This window comes from Methylococcus sp. ANG, assembly GCF_040730495.1.
Taxonomy (GTDB): Bacteria; Pseudomonadota; Gammaproteobacteria; order Methylococcales; family Methylococcaceae; genus Methylococcus.
Genome location: NZ_CP160399.1, coordinates 1,298,829 through 1,321,401, shown reverse-complemented (window position 1 = coordinate 1,321,401; position 22,573 = coordinate 1,298,829). Strand labels below are relative to the sequence as shown.

Sequence of the window (22,573 nt, the reverse complement as noted above, 5' to 3'; positions counted from 1 at the left end):
GTTCATTTCATGAAGTTTCTTCTGGTCTTTATCCCCCTGGCCGTCATTTTCGAGCATTGGACTTCGGTTCCGGCGGGTTTCCGGTTCGCCGCCGCCGCTCTTGCTATCATTCCGCTGGCCGCGGCGATGGTGGACGCCACCGAACGGGTATCCCATCGGACGGGCCCGACCATAGGCGGTTTGCTCAATGCCACTTTCGGCAACGCTCCGGAATTGATCATCTCGCTCATGGCTTTGCGCGCGGGGCTGATCGAAGTCGTCAAGGCTTCGATCGTCGGCGTCATTCTCAGCAATCTCCTGTTCGTGCTCGGGCTGGCGTTCCTGCTGGGAGGATTGCGGTTCCATGTCCAGAAGTTCAATCGGCATGGCGCCCGGATCCAGCGGGCGGTGTTGATGGTTGCAGCCATCAGCATCGTGGTGCCCAGCGTATTCGACAATTTCATACCGCCGGAGATGATCGACCGCGAGGACGGCCTCAATGTCTGCGTAGCGCTGGTGCTGCTGGCGACCTATGCTTTGCTTCTGGTTTTCATGCTGAAGACTCACCCCGATTACTTCGTGTCGGAAGACGCCGCCTCGGATGCCGATTTCCAGCCGGGCCGCACGGACACCAAATTGGCCGTGGCGCATCTGGCGATCTCCTCGGCAATACTCGCGATGATGAGCGAGATACTGGTCGGATCGATCGAGGAAACCGCGGCCAGCCTCGGTATGTCGAAGGCATTCATCGGCGTGATCATTCTTGCCTTGATCGGCGGCGCTCCGGAAAGTGTGGCGGCGGTGACGGTGGCGCGCAGGAACAAGCTGGATCTCACCATGGGCATCGCCGTCGGCAGCAGTGTGCAGATCGCGCTGTTCGTCGCCCCGCTGCTCGTGCTGGCGAGTTATTTCATGGCGCCCCGGCCGTTGAACCTGATGGTCGGTAATGCCGGCATCATGATCATCATGCTCCCGGTTCTGTTGCTGTCCATGCTGGTCGGAGACGGCAGGTCGAACTGGTTCAAGGGGGTGCAGCTGTTGAGCGTGTACCTCCTCATCGCGCTTTTTTGCTATTTCCTCCCCGATACTCCGGGCACGTCTTTCTCCAGCCCTTGACGCAGCGGACAAAAAAAGCGGTCCGGGGACCGCTTCTTTTGGGTGAAGGGGAGATTCCCCGTCAATGGCTGTGCTGTCCGGTTATCGCCATGGTCTTGTCGTTGCCCGTGGCCGAGTCGTGGACGTTGACGTACAAGGTGCCGGCATCGGCGCCGAAATAGATGCCCGTACCCACCGCCTCGGCATCCTTCAGCGAGGCGAAAAGCTTCACGCCGCTGCTCAGGCCGCCGGCTTCCGTATGGGTATCCGCCACCCAGATGTCGCTCGGCTGAGTGTCCTCCGTGATCCAGAGTTTCCCGTCGGGTCCCGCCGCGAGGGTTTCCGGACGGAAGAAGCCGGTGATTCCGGCTGCCGCATTCTGGACGGGAACGTTCTTACCGACCTCGACGAAATAGGCCACTTTGGGCTTGTTGCCCAGCGTGACGGACAGGATCACCCCAGGGCCGTCGATGCCGTCGATGCGGGGTTCGCACTTCACCGCCACGTACAATTTCTGGCCGATCAGTTCGATGTCCTCCGGATTGCAGTAGGGTGTCGCATTGGCTGCGAGCGCCGCCTCGTGCGCATCGATCCGGGCCTGGTTCATGTTGAGCGGAACCCATTTCGCGCTGCCGGTCTGGCCACCGTTCTTGACGCGCAGCGCGTATAGTTTGCCTTTGCTCAGGTTACCGCGCTTTTTCGGCACGAACTTATAGATGTAACTGTCCCGGTTCGAGCTGGACAGGTAGACATTGCCTTTGTGGTCGAACTCGACCGCTTCGTGGCGGACGGCTCCCAGCGAGGGCAGGGCCGTTACCGACTGGGCCACGGTGGGGTCGTCCTTGTTCAGCTTCAGCTCGTAAACGAGACCCCGTTTGGCATCGGGATAATCCGGATCGGGGTATTGTGGCTCGTCGGTTTCCTCTGCGAACAGCAAGGAACCCCAGGGCGTCCAGGTCAAGCCGTCCAGTACCTCCCAGTCGGCGCGGGTCGCCAGCAGCCGGGTGGCGCCGGTTTCCAGGTCGACCACCGAAAGCGCCCCGCCGGATCTCCCGTCCAGATGGGCGTCCTTGCCCGGATAGGTTTCATGGGTGCGGTAGAGGTAGCGGCCTGCCAGCGGGCCGGTTTCGTTCGTGACGATGAAGGCCGGCCGGTCGTTGAGCTGGTAGATGTCCAGATCGGTTTCGTCCGAGACGATGCGCTGGGAATAGCCATCCGGAATGAGCCAGGGCACGGTGTCGAGGATCGTCTTGTCGGTCGTGGCTTCCGCGTAAGCCGAGGCGGGAATCGGGTCGAAGTCCATCGCTTCGGCTCCCGCTGCGCCGAGGTAGCCACATAATGCGGAAGCCGCGACGGTGGTAAGCATGTTTCGCATCGAATATCTCCGGTGTTGTTTTTCTTGGCAGCCTTCCGTTGTTCCCAAAATGGAAAACGCGTTACGGTAAGAAGGAATGGCTGATACGAAGGGATTAGAGTGGGTATTCCGGGAAACGTTCCGCTGTGGTGCACGCGGTCGGAGTGCGGTCTGGGACCCGCGAGGATGCGACGCCGAACCGGCCGCTCACCCTGGGTTGATGTGGAGCGGGTGAAGGGAACAGCACCCGGTCGCTAACTCGTTTATTACGAACGTCTTTTCCGATCCAAGCGTCACGGAATGGACTCGATTGTGGACTCAAGTCTTCGGCTTTGTCAACGCAGGCCGTTGCGGGTGATCCAAAGCGAGCCAAGCACATCCATCGACAGCCAGAGCATCGGATTCATTCTGAAGTTTATCTGTCTTCTGGCACACCACGCTACAGGTCGCAACGGACAGGCGAGCTGCCGTCCTCAAAGGACTGGCTCATCATCGACCGGCGCAGCCCCGTCTTTCACCCGCTCGATGAACCGCTTCATGGGCTCGGAGGGGTCGCCATGGCGGCGCAGCAGGTAGGTAGAGAGCATCGGTGGGGTGCCGGCCAGGGGACGAATGGAGATGTCCGGGCGCTGTAGCGTCTGCACCTGCGAGGCGATGGCGAAACCGATGCCGTAGCCCGCGCCGACCAGGGTCAGCATCACGCCCAGGCTGGTCACTTCATCGACCAGCTTGAGCGGCGTGCCCGCGTCCTGCAGCATCGTTTGAATCTGATGGCGGCAGCCCGATCCCGATTCGGGATGGCACAGGACCAGCGGGAACTTCAAGGCTTCGGCCAGCGGCACCTGCACGTGTGCCAGCAAGGGATGGCGTGTGGGCACGATCACCGACAGCGGATCGGTCCACACCGGCTCGGCGACGAGGCCATCATGCACCGCGTTTGACAACGCAAAGCCGATGTCCAGCAGATCGTTGTGCAGCATCTTGAGCTGCTGCGCGAACGGCAGCTCGAAGACGCGAATCTCCAGCTCGGGCTCATCCTCGCGGCTGCGTGCCAGCAAGGTGGCGATACGGGGCTGCGCCAGGCTGTCGCAGATTGCGATGCGCAGATGGCCCTGGTAGCCCTGTGCCGCCGCCTTGGCGCTCTTGACTGCCTGCTCCACGGTGGCCTGCACACGCCGGCATTCGACGAGGAACACCTGGCCGGCCCAGGTCAGCCGCGTCAGGCGTGTGCTCCGGTCGAACAACTGCACGCCAAGCTGGCTCTCCAGGTTGCGCATCGCACGCGAAAGCGGTGACTGCTCGATGTTCAGCCGCTCGGCGGCGCGGCCGAAGTGCAATTCCTCGGCCACCGCCACGAAGTAACGCAATAGTCTCAGCTCCATGGCGGCCTCTCTGTTCCTGTTGTTGTCGGCCGGTCGACGCGTTCCAGTGATCCATCTCTACATTGCGCTCATTAAGTGAATTGATGGAAATCAGGCTCCCCACCCTCAGACGACAAGAGCCAGTGGCCAAGCACGGCCTGCAGCTCCGTTGGCTCCACCGGTTTGCGCAGCACGAGATAGCCTTGCTCTTCCGCCTCCGCCAATTCCGGGGAATCCAGTTCGCCGCTGATCATGGCCCCGCTCGCATCGGGCAGGCGTTCAAGCAATTCGCACAACAGCTCGAAACCGCTCTCGCCCGAGCGCAGCCGCTGGTCGCAGAACACGACATCCGGTTTGAAGCCGGATTCGAGGAGGCGCAAAGCCTGCCCGCCCGATTCGGCGCAGGCGACCTGCAGACCCCAGGATTGCATCAAGGTTTGCCAGGCGCTGCGCACCAAAGGATCGTCATCGACCACGAGGCAAGCGCCCGACCAATGCGGCACCGCCTGGGGCAAGGTCGAGGCGGTCAGCCCAGCGAGGGCGGGATGCCCCACTTTCTTCGCCGCATCGAGACGAATCCAGAAACACGAACCCTTGCCCTCGCGGGAGCGGAATCCGTGCTTCGCGCCCATCATGGCGCAGCAGCGGGCGACGACGGCCAGCCCCAGCCCGTGGCCGGCACTGTCGATATCCCAGGCGTGCTCGTTGCGGAAAAAGGGCGAAAAGATGTCGGCACCGTCGCGCGTGGCGATTCCGATACCGGTATCCCAGACTTCGCATCGCCAGCCGCCGCCCCGTCGACGAACGGCCAGCAGGATGCCTCCTTGGCGCGTGTAGCGCAGGGCGTTGTGCAGCAGGTTGCTCAGCGACTGGCGCAGCAGCGTCCCATCGGCGACGGCCATCGCCCCCTCCGCCGGCAGATGCACGCGCAATTCCAGGCCGCGATTGCGCGCCTCCTCGCGAAAGATGGTCGCGACGTTGGCGATCACCGCGGCCAGATCGACGGCTTCGGTCTTGATCTGCACCCGGCCGCTCTCGATCCGGGACAGGTCGAGCAGGGCGTTGAACATCTGCGTGGCCGAACGCACGCTTTCCCGCAGGTCCGCCAGGGCGGCGTCGAGCGCCGGGTCGCGATTGCTTCGCGAAATCGATTCGACCAGGAAGCCCATGGCATGCACCGGCTGGCGCAGGTCGTGGCTGGCCGTGGTCAGGAACAGGTTCTTGTCATACAGCGCCTTTTCCGCCTCTTCCTTGGCCCGGCGGAAGTTCTCGGCCAGTCGCGCGCCTTCTTCCTTCAGCGCGATGTTTTGCACGAAGAAGCGATGCGAGATCGCCGAATGCTTGAGCATCGTGCGGATATAGATCAGGGTCAGCGGCATCACGTAATACCAGTAACCCGGAAAGCTGTATGGCACCAGCAGCGTCACGCTTCCCCAGCCGGTCAGGAAAAAGCAGCGGAACACCGACAGCACCGGCGATGAATGCACGGAATTGCCAGCGACGATGGCCGCGATCGTCACCAGATAGAGCAGTTGAAATTCGAACGTGGCGTGGTGGGCCGTCAGTAACGGCGGAACGGCCATGCTGCTGCCGTAAACCAGCGCCATGCCGTGAATCCGCGGCGACCAGCGGCGCAGGATCGCCGCGGGCTCGCCTTCGGCGCGCTCGCGGTGGTAGCGCCGATACTGCCAGCGAACCACCAGCAGCCCGACGAAATACCAGGCCGCCCACAACACAAGCCCGAGTGGGTTCTGACCGAGGTGGATATACCAGGCGATGAAGGGCAGGCTGACAACGACCATCGCCCCGAAGCCGTAGTTGATCCGGGCGAAAGCCACGTCAAACAGCCCCACCCGGCCGGCCGGGCTGATGTCGGCGTAGCCGAGCTCCTTGCCTGCTTCGGCCGGCCGCTCCTCGACCCGCTCAGACATCGATCCGCTTTCCCCGCAGCCGCGTGATCAACTCGACGCGACTGCGTGCTCCCAGCCGTTCCAGGATACCGCTCACATGCTCCTTGACGGTTTGTTCGGTCAGCGAGAGCTGTTGCGCAACCCGCTTGTTGGGCAGGCCCTTGAGCATCAGGGCGAGGACCTCCCCCTGGCGTGGCGTCAAGCCCAACTCGGCGGGGCTCAAAGGCAGACTGCGCGCTTCGTCGGTCGCCTGGGCGACAACCGAAGTGTCGTCGAACCATGCATCGCCGCGCAGTACCGCAGCGACGGCCAGCACAAAAACTGCGGGGTCGGCGTGCTTCAGCACAAAACCATCGACGGCCAACCGGCGTACCTTGTGACGGATCACAGGATCGCCGTCCCCGCTGATTACCAGCAGTCGAGTTGCTGGATATTCGTCCCGAAACCGTGCCAGCATCGGCAACGCCGTACCCTCCGGCAGCCAGAAATCGATCATAGCCAGTGTCGGCGCTCCGAATTGCCCGATGTGCGCCCAGAGGTCGTCAGCCCGGCAAATCGCATCAGTGCGCGCAAACCCGCCATGCGTGCGCAGAAAGTCCGCGATGCCGCGCGCGACCAGTGGATGGTCATCCACAACCACGGCGGAATGTTCACTGGGCGGCATCATCGCAATGGTCAGAATCGTAAATGCCTTTTGTCATCGAAGGACTTACCAGCCAAACACTGCTTCAGTTCATCGCGTGCCTTGAGTCCGTCGTGCCACTCAATGTCGGCAATCGACTTGCCCTCGTAGACGACCTCAAAACGCCAGGTGTCTTCCATGCCGCCCATCAGCGCCTCGATGCTCGGCACGGCAAAGACGATCAGCGGCGGCGCGGTAGGGCTCACTTCCATGTAGATCGCATTTAGCGTCACCGGGGCCACATCGCCTTGTTTCAAGGTGACCTTGACCGGCTGCCGGTTCTTCAATTTCGGGAAGGCGTGGTCCTTGCCCAGTGGCGAGAACCCGAGCAGCGCGCCTCGATAATTCCCCCCGGGGCCGAACAGGGTGACCGCCATGCCGTCGGAAAAGCCGTCCTCGCGCTCGCCTTTGGCGCGCTTGGCGAGTTTGGCGCGCAGAAACGTCGCCGCGCAGTACTCGCCCGGCTTGGCTTTCGAGTTGACCTGCATGAATTCCCACCACCCGGCGATGACCTTTTCGCGGTATCGGATCGCCTCTTCCTTGTTGGAAGTCATGATGTTCGCTGCATTGATTTCCTTCACGTTGGTCTCCATCACGGAGCCCAACACATCGAAAGATTCCCCCTGGGCTTCAGTCTTAGCGTGGCAGGGGACGGTCGCAACCATGAGCGTGGTGGCCAAAATCACTGTTTTCATCATTTTCCAGTTGCCTTTTATTGTTCGAAACTGCAGTGACAAGCAAGGATGGTCACTGCATCCGGTATCGCATGGTGTTGGGTTGTATCAGCGCTTGGGCCTGATGGCGTCGTCGCAAACGAGCCGGATTTCGCGCGACCCCGTTCCCTCGTAGTCTCCACGGACGACGATATCGTCCACCCGCCATTCGCCACTGGCGTCGGGCCGCACGCTGAATTCGGCGAAGCATTCGGCATAACCGCCTGGGTCCCCGCCGATGACGCCCTGCGCACCGTAAACCGTGACACCCTGCTGTTCCCACCAGGCGCTGTAGCGCAGGAAGCGCGCGTCGGCGGTCTGGTTGAAATCATCGGGGTTGCCCATGATGTCGACGACTTTCTGTTCGGGCTGGCCGATAAAGACCGCCGCCAGTTTGGCCTCGTGCTTGTTCATTTTCGAGCCATCCGGATGTTTGCCGGCGTTCTTGGCGACTTCGAGATCGGCCTTCATTTCCGCATTGGTCTTCTTGATGCTCTCCAGCAGACCGGCTCGAATCGATGCAGTGCCGGACTCCAGTTCCTGCTGTTTCCGCTTGAGCTTTTCGATCGCCGCCTGCCTGTCGGCTTCAGAAAGCGTCTGAGCCCATTTACCGCTCGGGTCGGGACGTTTCTTGGCAAGAACCTTGTCCCACCAGAAGCTATCCCAGGCGAAGTCCAGGAATTCAGACGGCAAAGTTGCGCCGATGAGCAGCATATCTTCCGGCAGACCCAGCTTGCCGATGCGCTTGCCAAAGCCCTCGAAATCGAAGGTGCCGCCCTTGATGGCGGCGTGCAAGGCCTTATCGAATTCGATGTCGTTGCAGGCAATCGTCCCGGCTTTCGAGAGCATCGGCGCGCTGGAGGTTTTCCAGTCGCTGGCAGCCACGGCTTCGGTTTTCAGATCGGAACGCCTTAGCTTGTAACTGCCCGGTCCGATGCGAAAGGTAACGACATTATCAGGCCGGACCTTGTTCTTGTTTTCGGTGATCTTGCGGCTGGCCATGTCCATCGAAAAGGCGTTCGAACACTGGAACTGCAATTTCATATGCACGAACTCAGGCTTGTTTGCGTTCTCATATACGGCCGTAACAGCGATTTCCCTGATTTCTGTCGGGCCCATGACCTGATCTGGCGGCGTCCGATTCAAAATCGTTCTGACATCGGCAAAGTAAGCAACCCGGTCATCGACCTCGCCTTCGTATTGCAGAACCACGCCAAAGGCAAAAGCCTCTCCAGGCAACAGGAGTGCCCCGGCAAAAAGCATCGGCAACCAGCGTGGCGTAATCATGCGGGCAGCCCAACTCTATATTCCATATCGATGCTACTCATGGCTCACTAAACCGATAGATGAAGATCAGCGTGTACGAGACGCGCTACCGGGCCGTACTGCGATCCGGTTCGCGGGCGCCCACCAGCAGAAGCCACAAACAGGTGCCGATCTCGCCGATGGCGGCGGGCAGGCCCGCATAGTTCGAAACCAGCGTCAGGGTGTAGTTCGGAACGAGAAGTTCCCCGAATACGTTGACCATGTAGCCAAGGAAACCCAGCATCAGGAATACGCCAAGGAGCTTCGGCAGGAAGCCGGACTTCACGACCAGGTAGCCTAACGGGAGCAGCCAGAGTCCCCAGAACAGCTTGGTGATGAGCAGGCCCGTGCCGTAAGCACCGAGAGACGCCTTCGCGGCGGCCTGCAAGGGCGCGGGCGCGAGGGCCTGGCCGAAATAGGGATTGGTCAGCAGCGACAGCGCGTCGAGCCGGTTCGCCAGGCTGGCCAGTCCGATCGGCACGCTCACGACCGCGAAGGTCACCATGAGCGCTGCCGCGGAGCGGTCGACATCACGAAAGAGTTGAAAGAGCGCCAGCGGCAACAACAGAAAGGCGACCTGCATGACCATGAAACTGGCAATGCCATAACGGAACAACGGTTCGGACGAAACGATGTTGCGCGCCGTTGCCTGGAAATCGTCCGCGACATTGATCTGCGAAGGGACATAAGCAAGGCTGAACATGCCCGTGACAACCACGACGAGGTACAACAGGCCGGCCAATCTGCTGATCTTGCGATGGGTCATCATGCGACTCTCGTCCGTGTTGATGAAATGCCCGCGAGGAAATGGATCTTGCTGCAATCTGCGATTCGCGCCCGGCGACGGCCGCCTGCAGCGGCGCATCAGGCCGATGGCTCCGGCGTGCGCGGCCAACGCCACGCATATCCGACCACGAGCAAGGTGAGCGCAATCTCGATCGCGGCAAAGAGCATGTAGAAAGCCCAAGCGCCGCCGAGAAGGATCAGCAGCATGATGGCGGCATAGAACAGGCCGGCACCAATGTTGAGCCAGCGGGCGGCCATGGCCGGCAAGACGAGCGAGAGAAAGATCATGAGGCCGGGCACGGCCATCAGGCTCGCCGTGCCGAACAGCATTCCCTGCGTGACGGTCCCCAGCGCCATCTTGCCCTCCAGCATCTCCTGCAGCTTGCCGGGAACATAGAGTTCGAAGTAGTCGCCGTACACGTAGCAGAACATCACGCTCGCCCAGAGAGCGGACAACTTGCTGCGGGTGGGCATTCGCTCGTCAGCCAGAGCATGCGAACGCATTCTGTTTCCCCCATGTCTTCTTTCGAATGATGAGCCATTGTCAAATCTGGTGTTCAGGAAGTTGATCAAGCGGCGGCCCGATCGTCTGTGTTCACCTCGATAGCATCTTTGAATCTGACCCCGGTAGTCACCTTGGCCACGTCACTGAAGCCGCGCTGGCGGCGCCAGTTCTTCTGTGCACATTCTCCCAACTTGAAGATCAGAAATTATGGAGTATCGACTCCATCGAGCGAAACCCTACCGCGGTAGGGTTGAATGATCACAGCAGCTCTGGGACATTCCTCGTGCATATCAACAACCCTGAAAAAGGGACTCTCCCATGAAGAAGACTCTTGCGCTGGCCTCGGTGGCCGCATTCGTTGTCCTGTCCTCTGGCTGCGCCTCGTTTGCGGTCAGCGATGACGCCATCGAGCGAAACACTGCCCAGGCCCTCGGCTTGGCCAAAGGCTCGTTCACCATCGCTGATCGCGTAGATGACGGTGTAAAAGCGAGCTACACGGTCAAGACGAACACCGGCAAGCAATACTCCTGCTACGTCACTGGCTCGGTGTCACTGCTCGGACGCGCCGTGTCCGATGCGATCTGCTCCGAGGTCGGTAAGGGCAGCAATCCTGCGGCTGGTAGGTCGTGCAATGCGCTGCTGAAGGCAGCGGGCAAGTGTTGATGACGTGCCCAGCGCTTCATAGACCTTCGGCGGCTTAAAGCCCCCTCGATTGCCCGTACTATTCAGGGTTTTGGAATTGTGACGTTCCCCCGGAAACCTGACAGTTCCAAACTACAGGTAGAAGTCTGCACGGCAGAACGCACCTCCTTCGATTGAATCGCGTCGAAGCACTCATGTCTGTCGGGAGAAGGCCCGTCGCCGACACGCGCGGAGCTGGCCGGCGCACACAGCCGGACACTGAATGCTGATGGCCAGTGTTTGCTGCTGCCATGCCAGGGCGGGCGGCCAAGCAATATGACGCAGGCGTTCCTGCGAACCAGGGCCGCGAAGACGATGCTGCGTCCGCAAGGCTGGTAAATCAGCCGGTGTGCCGAGCACATGAACTTACGCCATCTTCGCTGCTTCATCGCCGTGGCTGAGGAGTTGCACTTTGGCCGGGCGGCGCGACGACTGCATGTGGAGCAGTCACCCTTGTCGCGCACGATCCGCCAACTGGAGGCGGACCTGGGCGTGACGCTGCTGGAGCGCACGCCCGGGGTGCGCCTGACCCCGGCCGGGCAGGTGTTCCTAGAGGAGGCCCGGCGCGTGCTGCTGACTTTTGAGCAAGCCCAGACCAAGGCGCGGGCGGTGGCGGCGGGACACCGGGACACCCTGCGCATCGCCCTGGCCGGCTGCGTCGGGCGGGCCCGGCTGTCGGCGCTGCTCGCGCTGTGCCGGGAGGAGGCGCCGGAAGTGGGCATCCGGCTGTTCGAGGCGCCGCTGTCGCAGGTGGTGGGCGGGCTGGGCGACGACCTGTACGACGCGGCCTTTGCGATGGCCGGCGAGATGGGCGCCAGGCTGGTCGCCACGCCGGTGTGGCAAGACCCGCTGGTGGTGGCCATACCCGCGCGGCACCCCTTGCTGGCGCACAAACGGGTGCCGCTGGAAGAGGTGATGAGCTACCCGCTGGTGCTGTGCCACCCGCAGATGTGTGAGGAGTGCAGCCGGCAATGCGAGCGCCTGCTGCGCCGGGTGGAGACACCGCCGGTCGTGGCCGAGTACGTGACGACCCACTCGCTGATGCTGGCCCTGGTGGCGGCCGGCTATGGCGTGGGATTTTCCAGCGCGGCGCATGTGGCGGCACGCCGGCAGGCGGACGTGATCGTCCGGCCGCTGGATGAAGACTCGGCAGCGCTGACGACCTACCTGCTACATCCCGAGGCCGCGATGGCAGAGCCGCTGCGCCACTTCATCGACCGTGCGCAGCGTGTCGGCCATATGCCGTTGGATACGCAACGGCTCGCATGAGGCTGCTTCAGGCGGGTTGGCCGATTCCATTTTGGTCAAAGCGCCAGACCTGTTTTGTCATAGCGGGATTCCATTGCCGCGGTGCACTCAGGCGTTGCCCGCGCTTGCGGTTGGCATCCTGCGCTGAAATTCGCATGCCCATCGTGGCGCGTCACAGCGAAGACGCGCGGCGCAACATTGCTTGCCGTATGCGCATCGGCTCTGGCGTGTTGAGCTGATCGCGCTTTACCGGGCCTTTTCCCCTGCAAAGACTTTGGCCTGGGTATCCGGGTCAGGCATGGCGCCCGCGAATGGTGCTGGTGTCAGCATGTTTCGCGGCTTGCGAACTGTGAGTGATGGCGCCATGCGCGGCAAGGCGCACATCTCGCACCGGAACCGGTGGCATCACCGATGCCACGGTCTTCGCCGCTTCGCCACCTGCCCGTTTCGCCCAGAGATTCCTGGCCAGCCACGCACGCCGCCGGTACGGCGGGCGCGCGTGCTTGGACTCGGTGCGATGACGAATGGAGGCGCGCGATATGCCGAAGTCGAGCAGCCTGGCCGATGGTGCCAAGACCTACTACCGCCCGATCGAGGCGGCAATCCGCTGGAGCGGATTGCTGCGCTTCGAGCGGCGCATCCTGGCGACCTTGGAACAGCGGCCTCTGCCGGAGGCAACGGAGTTTCCGCGCTGGCCGATGCTGCGGTTGAACGCCGAAAGGATCTTCGATGCGCTGGCTCACGGCGAGATGCGGTATGGCAAGGATGGCTTGGTGCGGGACACGCAGAGCCTCGCGATGGACGACCCGTCGCTGACGGTGCGGCACGTCGATCTGAAAGCCTGGATGGCGCACCACTACCCCGGCGAGAGACCGGCGTTTCTGTTCGATGAGATCGAGCGTGCGCTTCATCCGGCGATCAGCCTGGACACAGTGGGCGCACTGCTGGCCGAGCGGGAAGCGATCAAGGCGCGGCTGGCGGAACACTTGGGCGTGCACGAGACGCTGCGCGCCGAGCATGAGGCGCTGCTCAGAACGCACGCCGCCTGCGCGGCCGACGCGGAGCGTGCGAACACGCCGGGGCCGCGCAGCGAATCGACCTACCTGAACATCGTTGGCGGGTTACTGACGCTGCTGCTGGGCAAGTCGCCCAGCGGCATGCCGTATTCCAGCTTCCTGACGCAGGAGGCCATCATCAGCGCGATGGTGGCGCACCACGGCAACGCGATGGGCATCACCGAGCGCACCCTGCAGGCCAAGTTCGCACTGGCTCGGCGCAATCTGCAGAGCACAACTTCCTGAGCGATGCCAGACCGTATCTGCGGTCGCGGACACCGCATTTGCGGTGTCTTTCTTCAACGCGGCGTTCTTAATTCGAGTCACGCCAATCAGCGCCACTGAGCGTTAAGGAGTGACCCTCATGTCTTCGCAGACCACCGCCACGGCGGCACCGACCGAGCACCGCATCCTGCGCCGCGCCGAGGTCGAAGCCAAGACCGGCTTCAAGCGCGCGCACATCTACAGCCTGATCAAGGAAGGCAAGTTCCCCAAGGCGCTGCGCCTGGGCGTGCGCGCGGTGGGCTGGGACTCGGTGGAGATCGAACAGTGGATCGCCGATCGCCTCAAAGAACGCGCCTGACGCTTCTTCTCGGTTCATGCCATTCGACGAGGAGAAGCTCATGCAGGTGGTGTCCATCATTTCGACCAAGGGCGGCGTGGGCAAGACCACGACGGCGGCCAACCTGGGCGGCTTCATCGCCGATGCCGGGCTGCGCGTGCTGCTACTGGACCTGGACGTGCAGCCCACGCTGTCGAGCTACTTCACGCTGGACGTTCGCGCGCCCGGCGGCATCTACGAGATGCTGGCCTTCAACGAGCGGCGCATCGAGCAACTGGTGTCGCGCACCGCGATCGCGGGCCTGGACCTGGTGCTCTCCAACGACGACCGCGGCGAACTGAACACGCTGCTGCTGCACGCTCCGGATGGGCGCCTGCGACTGCGCCATTTGCTTCCCGTCTTCCGCACGCACTACGACTTGCTGCTGATCGACACCCAGGGCGCGCGCAGCGTGCTGCTGGAGATGGCGGTGCTGGCGTCCGACCTGGCGCTGTCGCCCGTGACGCCGGAAATCCTCGCGGCGCGCGAGCTGCGGCGCGGCACGCTGCAACTGATCGAGGACATCGCGCCGTATCGGCACCTGGGCATCGAGCCGCCACCGCTGCGCCTGCTCATCAACCGTGTGCATCCGGTGTCGTCGAACGCGCGGCTGGTCCAGCAGGCGCTGCGACAGGTGTTCCAGGAACAGGCCGGCGTGCAGGTGTTGGGCACCGACGTGCCGGCCATCGAAGCCTATCCGCGCGCTGCGACACGAGGATTGCCGGTGCACCGGGTGGAGTACCGGCAGCCGACTGGGCGCACGGCGCCCGCGGCGCTGGAGACCATGCGCACGCTGGCCGGTGAGCTGTTCCCCGCGTGGCGGGAGCGCTTCGCGCTGGTCACCGGCCGGGCCGATGCGGGAGGGGGCGGCCATGGCGAGCGCGCATGAACTGGCGCGCGGCCGTGAACGGCTGCGCGCGCTGATCGAGTTCGCGCTGGGCGAAGGCTGGCGCGTGGTGCGCACGTCCGGTGGGCACCTGAAATTCACGAAACCAGGCTGCGCGTCGATCTACACCAGCTCGACTGCGAGCGACCACCGTGCCGACCGCAATGCCCGCGCGCAGCTTCGCCGCGCCGACCGGGAAGCGCAGGAGAACGGCCGTGGCTGAGCTGACGCCGCAGGACATGGCTGCCAAGCTGCTGGCCACCGGCTTCGAGCGCAGCGGCCCTTCGGCCGCGACCTTGAGCGACCCCATCGCCGACACGCCGATGGTGGTGACGCTGGACCAGTTGCGGCCCTACGACCACGACCCGCGCGTAACGCGCAACCCGGCCTATGCGGAGATCAAGGCGTCCATCCGCGAACGCGGGCTGGACGCGCCCCCCGCGATCACGCGCAGGCCGGGCGAGGCGCACTACATCATTCGCAACGGCGGCAACACGCGGCTGGCGATCCTGCGCGAGTTGTGGAGCGAGACCAAGGAGGAACGCTTCTTCCGCATTGCGTGCCTGTTCCGCCCGTGGCCGGCGCGCGGCGAAATCGTGGCGCTGACCGGGCATCTGGCCGAGAACGAGCTGCGCGGCGGGCTGACCTTCATCGAGCGGGCCTTGGGCATCGAGAAGGCGCGCGAGTTCTACGAGCAGGAAAGCGGCCAGGCACTGTCGCAGAGCGAACTCGCGCGGCGGCTGACTGCCGACGGTTATCCGGTGCCGCAGTCGCACATCAGCCGCATGAACGATGCGGTGCGCTACCTGCTGCCGGCGATCCCGACGCTGTTGTACGGCGGACTGGGCCGGCATCAGGTGGACCGGCTCGCGGTGCTGCGCAAGGCGTGCGAGCGCACCTGGGAGCGGCGTGCGCTGGGCCGCACCGTGGCCGTGGACTTCGCCACCTTGTTTCAGGACGTGCTGACGCAGTTCGACACACAACCGGACGACTTCTCGCCACAGCGGGTGCAGGACGAACTGGTGGGCCAGATGGCCGAGCTGCTGGAGGCGGACTACGACACGCTGGCGCTGGAGATCGACGACAGCGAAAGCCGCCAGCGTGCGCTGACCAGCGAACCGGCGCCTGTCGTGCCTGCTGCTCCTTCCGCACCGGTCTCCGCGCCTCAGCAGCCACCCGTGTCGTCCGGTCCGCGCGACACCACGCCGGTCTCGCCTGCGGCGTCAGCAGCGCCACCGCCTGCATCGCCCGAAGCGCCGCAGGACCAGCACGGACAACGCGACGAGCGCCTGCAAGGGCACATCGTGACACCGGCACCGACCACCGAGCGCCTGCAGTCCATCCAGCGGATGGTCGCCGACCAGCTCGGCGACAAGCTGCCCGACTTCGAGGCCGATGCGCTGCGTGCGATCCCCGTGCAGGCGGGCGGGCTCTATCCCATCTCGGACGTCTGGTACATCGAGCCGAGCTTGGACGTGCCGGATCGCCTGCGTGTGCACATCGCGCAGTTCGCGCGCGAAATCGGCGAGGAAGCGGCGGTCGCCGACCACATCGAGGCCAGCGTCGGCGGCATCGGCTTCGTCTGCGCGGCGCCGGTTGTGGGCCAGGCGAAGGCGCTGCCGGCGTTCGCGCGGGCGGTGCTGACCCTGCTGCATGTGCTGAGTGCGGCGCCGCCCTCCGCGAACGGAGTGGACCGCGCGCGGCTGGCCGACGAGCTGGCTGCGCTGCTGCATGGCCATGGCGGCTCGGCCACACGCCTGAGCGATGCTGCGCTGGTGAAGCTGTTCCGTCTGCTGCGCCTGGCGCGCCGGCTGCTGGATCTGGAAGCCGGCGTAGCGAGCCAGGATTCCTGAGCGCAGGAGGCTTCCGCATGTCGGCACCGCACCCACTCAACCAAGCCGTGATCGCTCAGGCCCTGCATGACTTGCGCAACGGCCAGTTGCGCCGCTGCAAGGCCATGGGCTTCGGCGAGGAAGAGCTGGATGCGCTGAAGCACCCCGAACTCGTGAGCATGCTGGTGAATGCCACGGTATCGTGGTGTTCGGTGTCGGTGAACCGGGATGTGTTGAAGCGGCTGCTGAGCCAGATGCACGACGTGGAGCGGGAGATCGCCACGGTGGACCGCATGCTGCGCCTGGGAGCGAGCACGGAGATGGTCAGCAAGTTCTACGGCCTCACGCATCAGGAAGTGGCGCTGCGCCGCGACATCCTTGGGCTGCCCAAGCGCAAGGGCCGGCATCCGGTGCTCGACGAGGCACAGGACGTGACCTTGTGGGAGCGCTGGAAGGCCGGCGTCACCGAGCGCCATATCGCCCTGTCCGACGACATGGCGATGCTGGCGCTGACCATGGACCTGGCCGAGGCGTTGAGCCTGCCGATGTCGGTGGTGTGGGCGGCGATACGGAACTGGATCGACCAGGGGCTGGTGTAGGCCATGACCACGGGCGGCGCACCACGGCGCGAAGGCCCCGTTGCGCTGTCCGCGCTCTTCGACGAGGCCCTGCAGCACCTGCAGCCAGCGCAGGGAACGGCGCCGGCCGCCGACGGTTTCCTCTACAGCGGCAACCGCCATGAGAGCGTGCCGCGCAGGCTGTTCCTCGACCGGCGCCTGACGCCGCTGGAGCGCAACGCCTGGCAGGTGTTCCGCCTGCAGCTCAACGAAGACGGCGTGACCGCCTTTCCCACCTACGACCAATTGCGCCCTTACCTGGCCTCGATGCCCTGTGCAGCGCAGGCCTCGCACGAGACCGTGGCGCGCGCCTTGACGCTGCTGCGGCTGACGCGCTGGCTCAGCCTGGTGCGGCGGCGGCGCGATCCGAAGACCGGCCGCATTCAAGGCAATCTCTACGTGCTGCACGACGAACCGCTGTCACCTTTCGAGGCGATGCAGCTCGATGCCGACTACCTCGGCCTGGTCAGCCAGGCGCTGACCCATGCCGCCAAGGCGGTGCAGATCGTGGGCATGAACACGCTCAAGGAGATTGCCGAAGACCCGCTGCTCAGCGGCCGCACGCTGCCGACCCGCTTGCAGGTGCTCGCGCAGCGCATGGCGCGGCATGGCTGGACGACGCTAGGTTATCCACAGGAGGGTGCGGACCACGAATCCGAAGAAGGCCAGGAAGCCCTGCTTCGGAATGGCGCACGCCCGTCTTCGGAATCCGAAGCAGGGCCGAAACCCGCGCCGGACGGCTCTCTTCGGATTCCGAAGGAGGACCGTACAGTACGTAATGATCGTATAAATGAAGTACGTACAGTACCGCGCGCGAGGGCCTTGCAGAACCTGCGGCTGCCCGAGCGTTTCCTGCGCTTGAAGGACGAGCAGCAGGCCGGCGCGCTCGTGGCGCTGCAGCAGGTGGACGAGGCGCAGCGGCAGGCCGTTCTCGACGAGTGGGCGGCACGCTGCCGCAACAGCGCGGTACGCAACCCGGCCGGCTACCTGTTCGGCATCATCCAGAAGGCGATCCGCGGGGAGTTCAAGGCCTGGGCCGGAGAAGGTGCATCGACGCCGCCAGCGCCCCCGTCACCTGCGCCATCGTCACCGCCGGCATCCCGTGCCACAGACCCCGAGGTGGCACGTGCCTACCTGGCAGAGCTCCGAGAAGCCTTGCGTGATCGCTGATGTTGACTATCCCCAGGGGATAGCTGGAACAAACACCCTTCCGCCGTGTTCGATTGCCGCCCGCCGAACCACCGGCGAAACTGTCGCCTGTGAATCAGATGAGGACAGCCACGCACGAGCCCGGCCGACGATGGACATGACGACTTCCCCCGCCACAAACGCACTGCAACCACTGCAGCGAGACGTTCAGCGCTTGCTGGGCAGATGCCTGTTGCGCCTCCAACAATACGAGCGCCTCATGAAAGCCATCGTGGCGCACCACGAGATTTCGGGCCCGGCGCATTCGCTGGAGGCCGTTCGCGCAGCGCGGATCGAAGATGCCGCGACCAAGACCCTGGGCACGTTGGTCGGACAACTGTTTGGCTCGTATGTCGTCACCGATGGAAATGGTGGCGAGGAACACGACGACGATCTCCCCGGCGACGTGATTTCCTTTCGCACGCGCGTGCAACTGAGCCTGTCTGCGCAGGGCTACGCCAAGACCCAGGCCGACCTCAAAGACCTGGTATCGCTGCGCAACACCCTGGTGCACCACTTCATCGACCAGCACGATCTATGGACCGTGGACGGGTGCCGCGCTGCACAGGACGAACTCGGTTCCGCCTACACGCGCATCGATCAACACTTCGAGCAGCTGCGCGGCTGGGCTGAGCACATGGATCAGGCGCGGCGCCTGGCAGCGGAGTTCGTCCAGTCGGATGTGTTCCACGACCTGGTGGTCAATGGCATCGCGCCGGACGGCACGGTGGACTGGCCGGCCGCCGGCATCGTCCGCGCGCTGCGCGAGGCCGCCGCGCAGTTGGCCGTCGAGGGCTGGACACCCATCGCCGCCGCTGGCCGCTGGATCGCGGACCGGCATCCCGAGCAGCTTCCAGCCAAGTAGTCGCCCCTGATTTATTCGTAAGCCATTGATTTTGCTGTATATTTTCTTCATTCCGGCGTATAATTTCTCCCGTTCTGATAGCGCATCCGCCTTGATTTCTGGGAGTTTCGTGCCGTGATGTTCACCTGCCCCGCCACCGACGATTTCTTCCGCTCGCGCATCGACCAGATGATCGATCTGCGCCATCCGCTGGCGGTGCTGTCTTCGCGCATGCCCTGGCAGGAGATCGAGGCGCGGGTGGCCCACCTGCTGGTGCGCAAGGCCCACGCCGGGCAGGCCATGCCCGATCTGGATTTGTTCGGCGAGAAGCCCCAGCGCCAGGCTGCGGCCAGCAAGGCCGGGCGCCCGCGCGTGGCGCTGCGCATCATGGTCTCGCTGCTGTACCTCAAGCACGCGTTCAACGAGTCCGATGAAGGTGTCGTTGAGCGCTGGGGCGAGACGCCGACCTGGCAGTTCTTCTCAGGCCAGGCGTACTTTGAACACCAGCGTCCCTGCGACGCCACCACCCTGGTCAAGTTCCGCCAGTTGCTCGGCGAAGAAGGCGTGGAAGAACTTCTGGCACAGACGATCAACGTGGCGCTTGAGATCAAGCTGATCAAGCCGCAGGAGCTGACCCGCGTGATCGTGGACAGCACGGTGCAGCACAAGGCGATTGCGCACCCCACCGACAGCCGCCTGCTGGAGACAGCCAGGGTCAAGCTGGTCGAAGCAGCCAAGGGTGCCGGCATCGACTTGAAGCAGACCTTTGCCAAGGAAGGCAAGGAGCTGGGCCGCAAGGCCGGGCGCTATGCCCACGCGCGCCAGTTCAAGCGCATGCGCCGCGCCATCAAGCGCCAGCGCACCATCGTCGGGCGGCTGCAGCGCGAGATCGAGAGGAAGATCGCCACTGGGGCCAGCGCCATCGGGCAAGCCGTGCGCCAAGCGCTCGCCCAGACATTGAGCAAGGCCGCGCGCATCGTGGCCCAGAGCGGCCAGCGCAAGGCGGTGGATGGACAGCCCAAGCTGTACGCCTGGCATGCCCCGGAGGTGGACTGCATCAGCAAAGGCAAGGCCAAGCAGCCCTACGAGTTCGGCGTGAAGGTGGGCATTGCCAGCACGCTCAAAGGCAACCTGATCGTGGGCGCCCGGGCCTTCCACGGCAACCCGTACGATGGTCACACCCTCACAGAGCAACTGGAGCAGGCCACGATCCTGATGCAGGACAGCGATGCAAAACCAGCGACAGCGTTCGTTGATCTGGGCTACCGGGGGGTGGATGCGGACAACCCGGATGTGCACATCGTGCACCGGGGCAAGGCCAAGCGGATCAGTGAGCAGGAAAGAAAGCTGCTCAGGCGGCGCCAGGCTATTGAACCCATCATCGGGCACCTCAAGGCCGATCACCGCATGGGTCGCTGCCACCTCAAGGGCGAACAGGGCGACCGCCTGCACGCGGTGCTGTGCGCGGCCGGCTACAACATCAAGTGGCTGCTGCGCATGATCGCCAGGAAGGGGGTTACCTTCCTCACAACCATTTTGTTGTGCCTGCAGCAGGCCAGCACGCAGGGGCGTTCTTGGCTGGCCGCTGTGATGGGCATGCGCTCTTGGGCTGCTGATGGCCGATCAACCCTGGCCAACCGGCTGACCTTTGGCGCTGGCAGGCTCTCTCAGGCTTGAAATGAATATTTCAGGGCCGACCAAGTACGGCTGCAGCAGTTGGCGGCAGGTGGTGCATGAGTGCCGCCTGTTCGAGCTTCGCTACCGTGAGGTGGAGGGGCAACGGGCCGCCTGGTACAGACCTCGCGAAGCATAGCCCCGCAACGCGGTCTCACCTCCGCGCGAGCCGCGAACACATCCGCCGAGCTATCCCCAGGGGATAGCCGGCACACACAGCCTTCCGCGCGGAACAAACCGGGCGCGCATGGGCTGCGGTTTGTTGACTGACAGCCTTCCGGCCGATGCCGATGCTGGCGACTCGCCAATTCACCGCGAGTCGCTCCCATGGCCAACGAACGCACAGAACCCCTGCAACTGAATCTCGGATCGCTGCGCAGCGCGATGTCGCTGACGCTGCACACGCACCACGCCTCGCGCATCTGGCACGGCCGTGCACCGACCGAGGGGCGTCCCGGCATCATCGGTCTCAACGGTTTCATCGGCGCCATGAACAAGATGAAGCGCGGCGCGGAGCAGGACGACCCGTACTCGGACTGGTGGATGTTGCGGATCGAGGACAAGCTCGCCGACACCAAGACCCGCCTGGAGACCCTGCGCGAACAGGTGGATCAGGCCCTGGCCGACGTGCCACCGGCGCTGTCGCTGGGCGAGAACATGAATGTGCAGCCGGTGAAGCTGCCGCTGTTCGTGAATGCACAGCTCGGCTTCATGGCGGTGTATCTGCTGGCCGACTACGACGACTTGGCACGCAAGCTCATCCTGGCGCACCACACGGCGCTGATCGACCGCAGCACCTTGGAGCGCTGGCTCAATGAGGGCGCACACGCGCTGCGCAGCCTGTTCTCGCTGGCCCAGCAGTACCGCTACTCGGGCACGACGCGCGACGACTTCGCGGCGAAGAACGCGGCGGCGCGCGCGGCGCTGGAGAAGTTCGGCGAGTTGCCGCAGGACGTGCTGGAAGGCACGCGCCGCTCGCGCTTCGCGCCACCCATCGCGCGGCGGACGAACAAGCCCGGCACGCCGCCTGCTGCGCCTGCCATCGTGCCCGATGCGCAGGCTTCCACGGGTGGCGCAGCCGATGGTGCGGCGGGCGATGAGGGTGCTGGCGCATGACAGCATCGCCCCCTATCAGCCACTCCACGCGCTTCGTGGCGCTGGAACAGGCGGACTTCCAGCGGCTGGAACACGCAGGCTACCTAAAAGGCCTTTTACAGCCTTTTAAGGGTAAGGGGAGTCTGGAGACCTGGGCCAGCCAGTGCGCAGCGCTGCGCGACGACGTGATTGGCCTGGCGCAGCGGCGCGTGCTGCCCCAGGCGCGCGCCTATCCATTCAGTCTGCTCGACGTGCAACTGGCCCAGCAGGCCACTGGCGCAGGGACGACCTTCCTGCGCTGGCGCAACCTCGACCGTTCCTCCATGGGCGTGGCGTTGTGGGAGGCCCTGCTGGCCAACCCCGCGACGCCGGCCTCGCTGATCGACGAGCTGTACGCGATCGAACTGCAGCGCATCGTGCTGAACATGCAGATCAGTCTGACCCACAGCATCGCTCGCCAAGCCCTGGAATGCGCCAACAAGGCCGCGCAGGCCGAAGCGGCTTACCTGCGGCGCGTCCACGGGCATACCGCGTCCGTTCCACCCACCACCAAGGAGTCACCATGAGCACGCACTTCGTCGGCGAGGGCAACATCGGTTCTGCGCCGGACTACCGCGAATTTCCGAACGGCAACGACGAGCCGCGCCGGCTGCTTCGCCTGAACGTCTACTTCGACAACCCGATCCCGAAGAAGGACGGCGAGTACGAAGATCGCGGCGGCTTCTGGGCGCCCGTGGAGCTGTGGCACCGCGACGCCGAGCACTGGAAGACGCTGTACCAGAAAGGTATGCGGGTGCTGGTCGAGGGCCGCACCGTGCGCGACGAATGGGAGGACGCCGACGAGAACGAGCGCGTGACGTTCAAGGTCGAGGCGCGGCGCGTGGGCATCCTGCCGTACCGCATCGAGTCGGTGGCGCTCAGCGCCAAGCCGGCCGGCGGACAGTAATTCGCCCATCGCCGTTCCCCCGAGGGCGGCTGTAGCAACCGTCATACGCCCGCGATGCACCAGCGAGCTATCCCCAGGGGATAGCTCCAAGGTCGTCCACGGAGTTCCAGCCGCCCTCCCGAAACGACGCTCTTGCTGTGCCAGCTCCTACGATCTATGCACACCGCTGCGGCAACGAACCGCCTGCCGATCACAAAGCGGTGTCTGCGCCAATCG

General features: G+C 64.1%; 22 protein-coding genes and 1 pseudogene. 15 read left to right on the top strand and 8 right to left on the bottom strand.

What is annotated here, in order from left to right; genetic code table 11:
- Positions 1 to 9 precede the first annotated feature (9 nt).
- Positions 10 to 1,095: a calcium/proton exchanger gene (gene cax / locus ABZN20_RS06235; RefSeq protein WP_367027120.1), complete on the top strand. Its 1,086-nt coding sequence runs from the start codon at positions 10 to 12 to the stop codon at positions 1,093 to 1,095.
- 61 nt (positions 1,096 to 1,156) lie between these two features.
- On the opposite strand, the gene ABZN20_RS06230 is transcribed toward cax, so the two are convergent.
- The 8 genes from ABZN20_RS06230 to ABZN20_RS06195 all read right to left on the bottom strand — a co-directional run bounded on the left by ABZN20_RS06230 (position 1,157) and on the right by ABZN20_RS06195 (position 9,659).
- Positions 1,157 to 2,449 (bottom strand): alkaline phosphatase PhoX, encoded by a 1,293-nt coding sequence (locus ABZN20_RS06230; RefSeq protein WP_367027119.1) that lies wholly within the window; start codon positions 2,447 to 2,449, stop codon positions 1,157 to 1,159.
- Between the two features lie 452 nt (positions 2,450 to 2,901).
- Positions 2,902 to 3,810 (bottom strand): LysR family transcriptional regulator, encoded by a 909-nt coding sequence (locus ABZN20_RS06225; RefSeq protein ID WP_367027118.1) that lies wholly within the window; start codon positions 3,808 to 3,810, stop codon positions 2,902 to 2,904.
- Positions 3,811 to 3,881: 71 nt separating this feature from the next.
- Positions 3,882 to 5,720 carry an ATP-binding response regulator gene (locus ABZN20_RS06220; RefSeq protein ID WP_367027117.1) on the bottom strand — a complete coding sequence of 613 codons (1,839 nt, stop codon included), beginning with the start codon at positions 5,718 to 5,720 and terminating at the stop codon, positions 3,882 to 3,884.
- A complete protein-coding gene (locus tag ABZN20_RS06215; protein WP_367027116.1) occupies positions 5,713 to 6,366 on the bottom strand; it encodes a response regulator transcription factor in 654 nt (217 codons plus the stop codon). The genes ABZN20_RS06220 and ABZN20_RS06215 overlap by 8 nt, the downstream gene beginning before the upstream one ends.
- 8 nt (positions 6,367 to 6,374) lie before the next feature.
- Positions 6,375 to 7,079 carry a hypothetical protein gene (locus ABZN20_RS06210; protein WP_367027115.1) on the bottom strand — a complete coding sequence of 235 codons (705 nt, stop codon included), beginning with the start codon at positions 7,077 to 7,079 and terminating at the stop codon, positions 6,375 to 6,377.
- An 84-nt stretch (positions 7,080 to 7,163) separates the two neighbouring features.
- Positions 7,164 to 8,381: a hypothetical protein gene (locus ABZN20_RS06205; protein WP_367027114.1), complete on the bottom strand. Its 1,218-nt coding sequence runs from the start codon at positions 8,379 to 8,381 to the stop codon at positions 7,164 to 7,166.
- Between the two features lie 85 nt (positions 8,382 to 8,466).
- A complete protein-coding gene (locus ABZN20_RS06200; protein WP_136258746.1) occupies positions 8,467 to 9,168 on the bottom strand; it encodes a DUF4386 domain-containing protein in 702 nt (233 codons plus the stop codon).
- Between the two features lie 95 nt (positions 9,169 to 9,263).
- Positions 9,264 to 9,659 carry a DUF6326 family protein gene (locus ABZN20_RS06195; RefSeq protein WP_367027113.1) on the bottom strand — a complete coding sequence of 132 codons (396 nt, stop codon included), beginning with the start codon at positions 9,657 to 9,659 and terminating at the stop codon, positions 9,264 to 9,266.
- Between the two features lie 349 nt (positions 9,660 to 10,008).
- Here ABZN20_RS06195 and ABZN20_RS06190 point away from each other — a divergent pair, with 349 nt between their 5' ends.
- The 14 genes and pseudogenes from ABZN20_RS06190 to ABZN20_RS06125 all read left to right on the top strand — a co-directional run bounded on the left by ABZN20_RS06190 (position 10,009) and on the right by ABZN20_RS06125 (position 22,357).
- Positions 10,009 to 10,353, top strand: a complete 345-nt coding sequence (locus tag ABZN20_RS06190; protein ID WP_367027112.1) for a hypothetical protein — start codon at positions 10,009 to 10,011, stop codon at positions 10,351 to 10,353.
- A 378-nt stretch (positions 10,354 to 10,731) separates the two neighbouring features.
- Entirely contained in the window at positions 10,732 to 11,640 is a 909-nt protein-coding gene (locus tag ABZN20_RS06185) for a LysR family transcriptional regulator (RefSeq protein WP_367027111.1), read from the top strand.
- Between the two features lie 518 nt (positions 11,641 to 12,158).
- A complete protein-coding gene (locus tag ABZN20_RS06180) occupies positions 12,159 to 12,920 on the top strand; it encodes an ATP-binding protein (protein ID WP_367027110.1) in 762 nt (253 codons plus the stop codon).
- 118 nt (positions 12,921 to 13,038) lie between these two features.
- Entirely contained in the window at positions 13,039 to 13,257 is a 219-nt protein-coding gene (locus tag ABZN20_RS06175; protein WP_174217327.1) for an AlpA family transcriptional regulator, read from the top strand.
- Positions 13,258 to 13,297: 40 nt separating this feature from the next.
- A complete protein-coding gene (locus ABZN20_RS06170) occupies positions 13,298 to 14,164 on the top strand; it encodes a ParA family protein (protein ID WP_367027542.1) in 867 nt (288 codons plus the stop codon).
- Positions 14,148 to 14,384: a type II toxin-antitoxin system HicA family toxin gene (locus ABZN20_RS06165; RefSeq protein WP_367027109.1), complete on the top strand. Its 237-nt coding sequence runs from the start codon at positions 14,148 to 14,150 to the stop codon at positions 14,382 to 14,384. The genes ABZN20_RS06170 and ABZN20_RS06165 overlap by 17 nt, the downstream gene beginning before the upstream one ends.
- Positions 14,377 to 16,014, top strand: coding sequence for a ParB family protein (locus ABZN20_RS06160; protein WP_367027108.1), 1,638 nt, complete (start codon positions 14,377 to 14,379; stop codon positions 16,012 to 16,014). Before ABZN20_RS06165 ends, ABZN20_RS06160 begins: the two co-directional genes overlap by 8 nt.
- Before the next feature lie 17 nt (positions 16,015 to 16,031).
- Positions 16,032 to 16,592, top strand: a complete 561-nt coding sequence (locus tag ABZN20_RS06155; RefSeq protein WP_029578160.1) for a DUF2857 domain-containing protein — start codon at positions 16,032 to 16,034, stop codon at positions 16,590 to 16,592.
- 3 nt (positions 16,593 to 16,595) lie between these two features.
- Positions 16,596 to 17,780 carry an STY4528 family pathogenicity island replication protein gene (locus ABZN20_RS06150; RefSeq protein ID WP_367027107.1) on the top strand — a complete coding sequence of 395 codons (1,185 nt, stop codon included), beginning with the start codon at positions 16,596 to 16,598 and terminating at the stop codon, positions 17,778 to 17,780.
- A 238-nt stretch (positions 17,781 to 18,018) separates the two neighbouring features.
- Positions 18,019 to 18,663, top strand: coding sequence for a hypothetical protein (locus ABZN20_RS06145; RefSeq protein ID WP_367027106.1), 645 nt, complete (start codon positions 18,019 to 18,021; stop codon positions 18,661 to 18,663).
- Between the two features lie 117 nt (positions 18,664 to 18,780).
- Positions 18,781 to 20,181, top strand: a pseudogene (locus ABZN20_RS06140) (IS5 family transposase); the annotation flags it as partial.
- 462 nt (positions 20,182 to 20,643) lie between these two features.
- Positions 20,644 to 21,432 carry a PFL_4669 family integrating conjugative element protein gene (locus tag ABZN20_RS06135; protein WP_367027105.1) on the top strand — a complete coding sequence of 263 codons (789 nt, stop codon included), beginning with the start codon at positions 20,644 to 20,646 and terminating at the stop codon, positions 21,430 to 21,432.
- Positions 21,429 to 21,977: a DUF3158 family protein gene (locus ABZN20_RS06130; protein ID WP_004362273.1), complete on the top strand. Its 549-nt coding sequence runs from the start codon at positions 21,429 to 21,431 to the stop codon at positions 21,975 to 21,977. The genes ABZN20_RS06135 and ABZN20_RS06130 overlap by 4 nt, the downstream gene beginning before the upstream one ends.
- A complete protein-coding gene (locus tag ABZN20_RS06125; RefSeq protein WP_004362284.1) occupies positions 21,974 to 22,357 on the top strand; it encodes a single-stranded DNA-binding protein in 384 nt (127 codons plus the stop codon). Before ABZN20_RS06130 ends, ABZN20_RS06125 begins: the two co-directional genes overlap by 4 nt.
- The last annotated feature ends 216 nt before the right edge of the window (positions 22,358 to 22,573 follow it).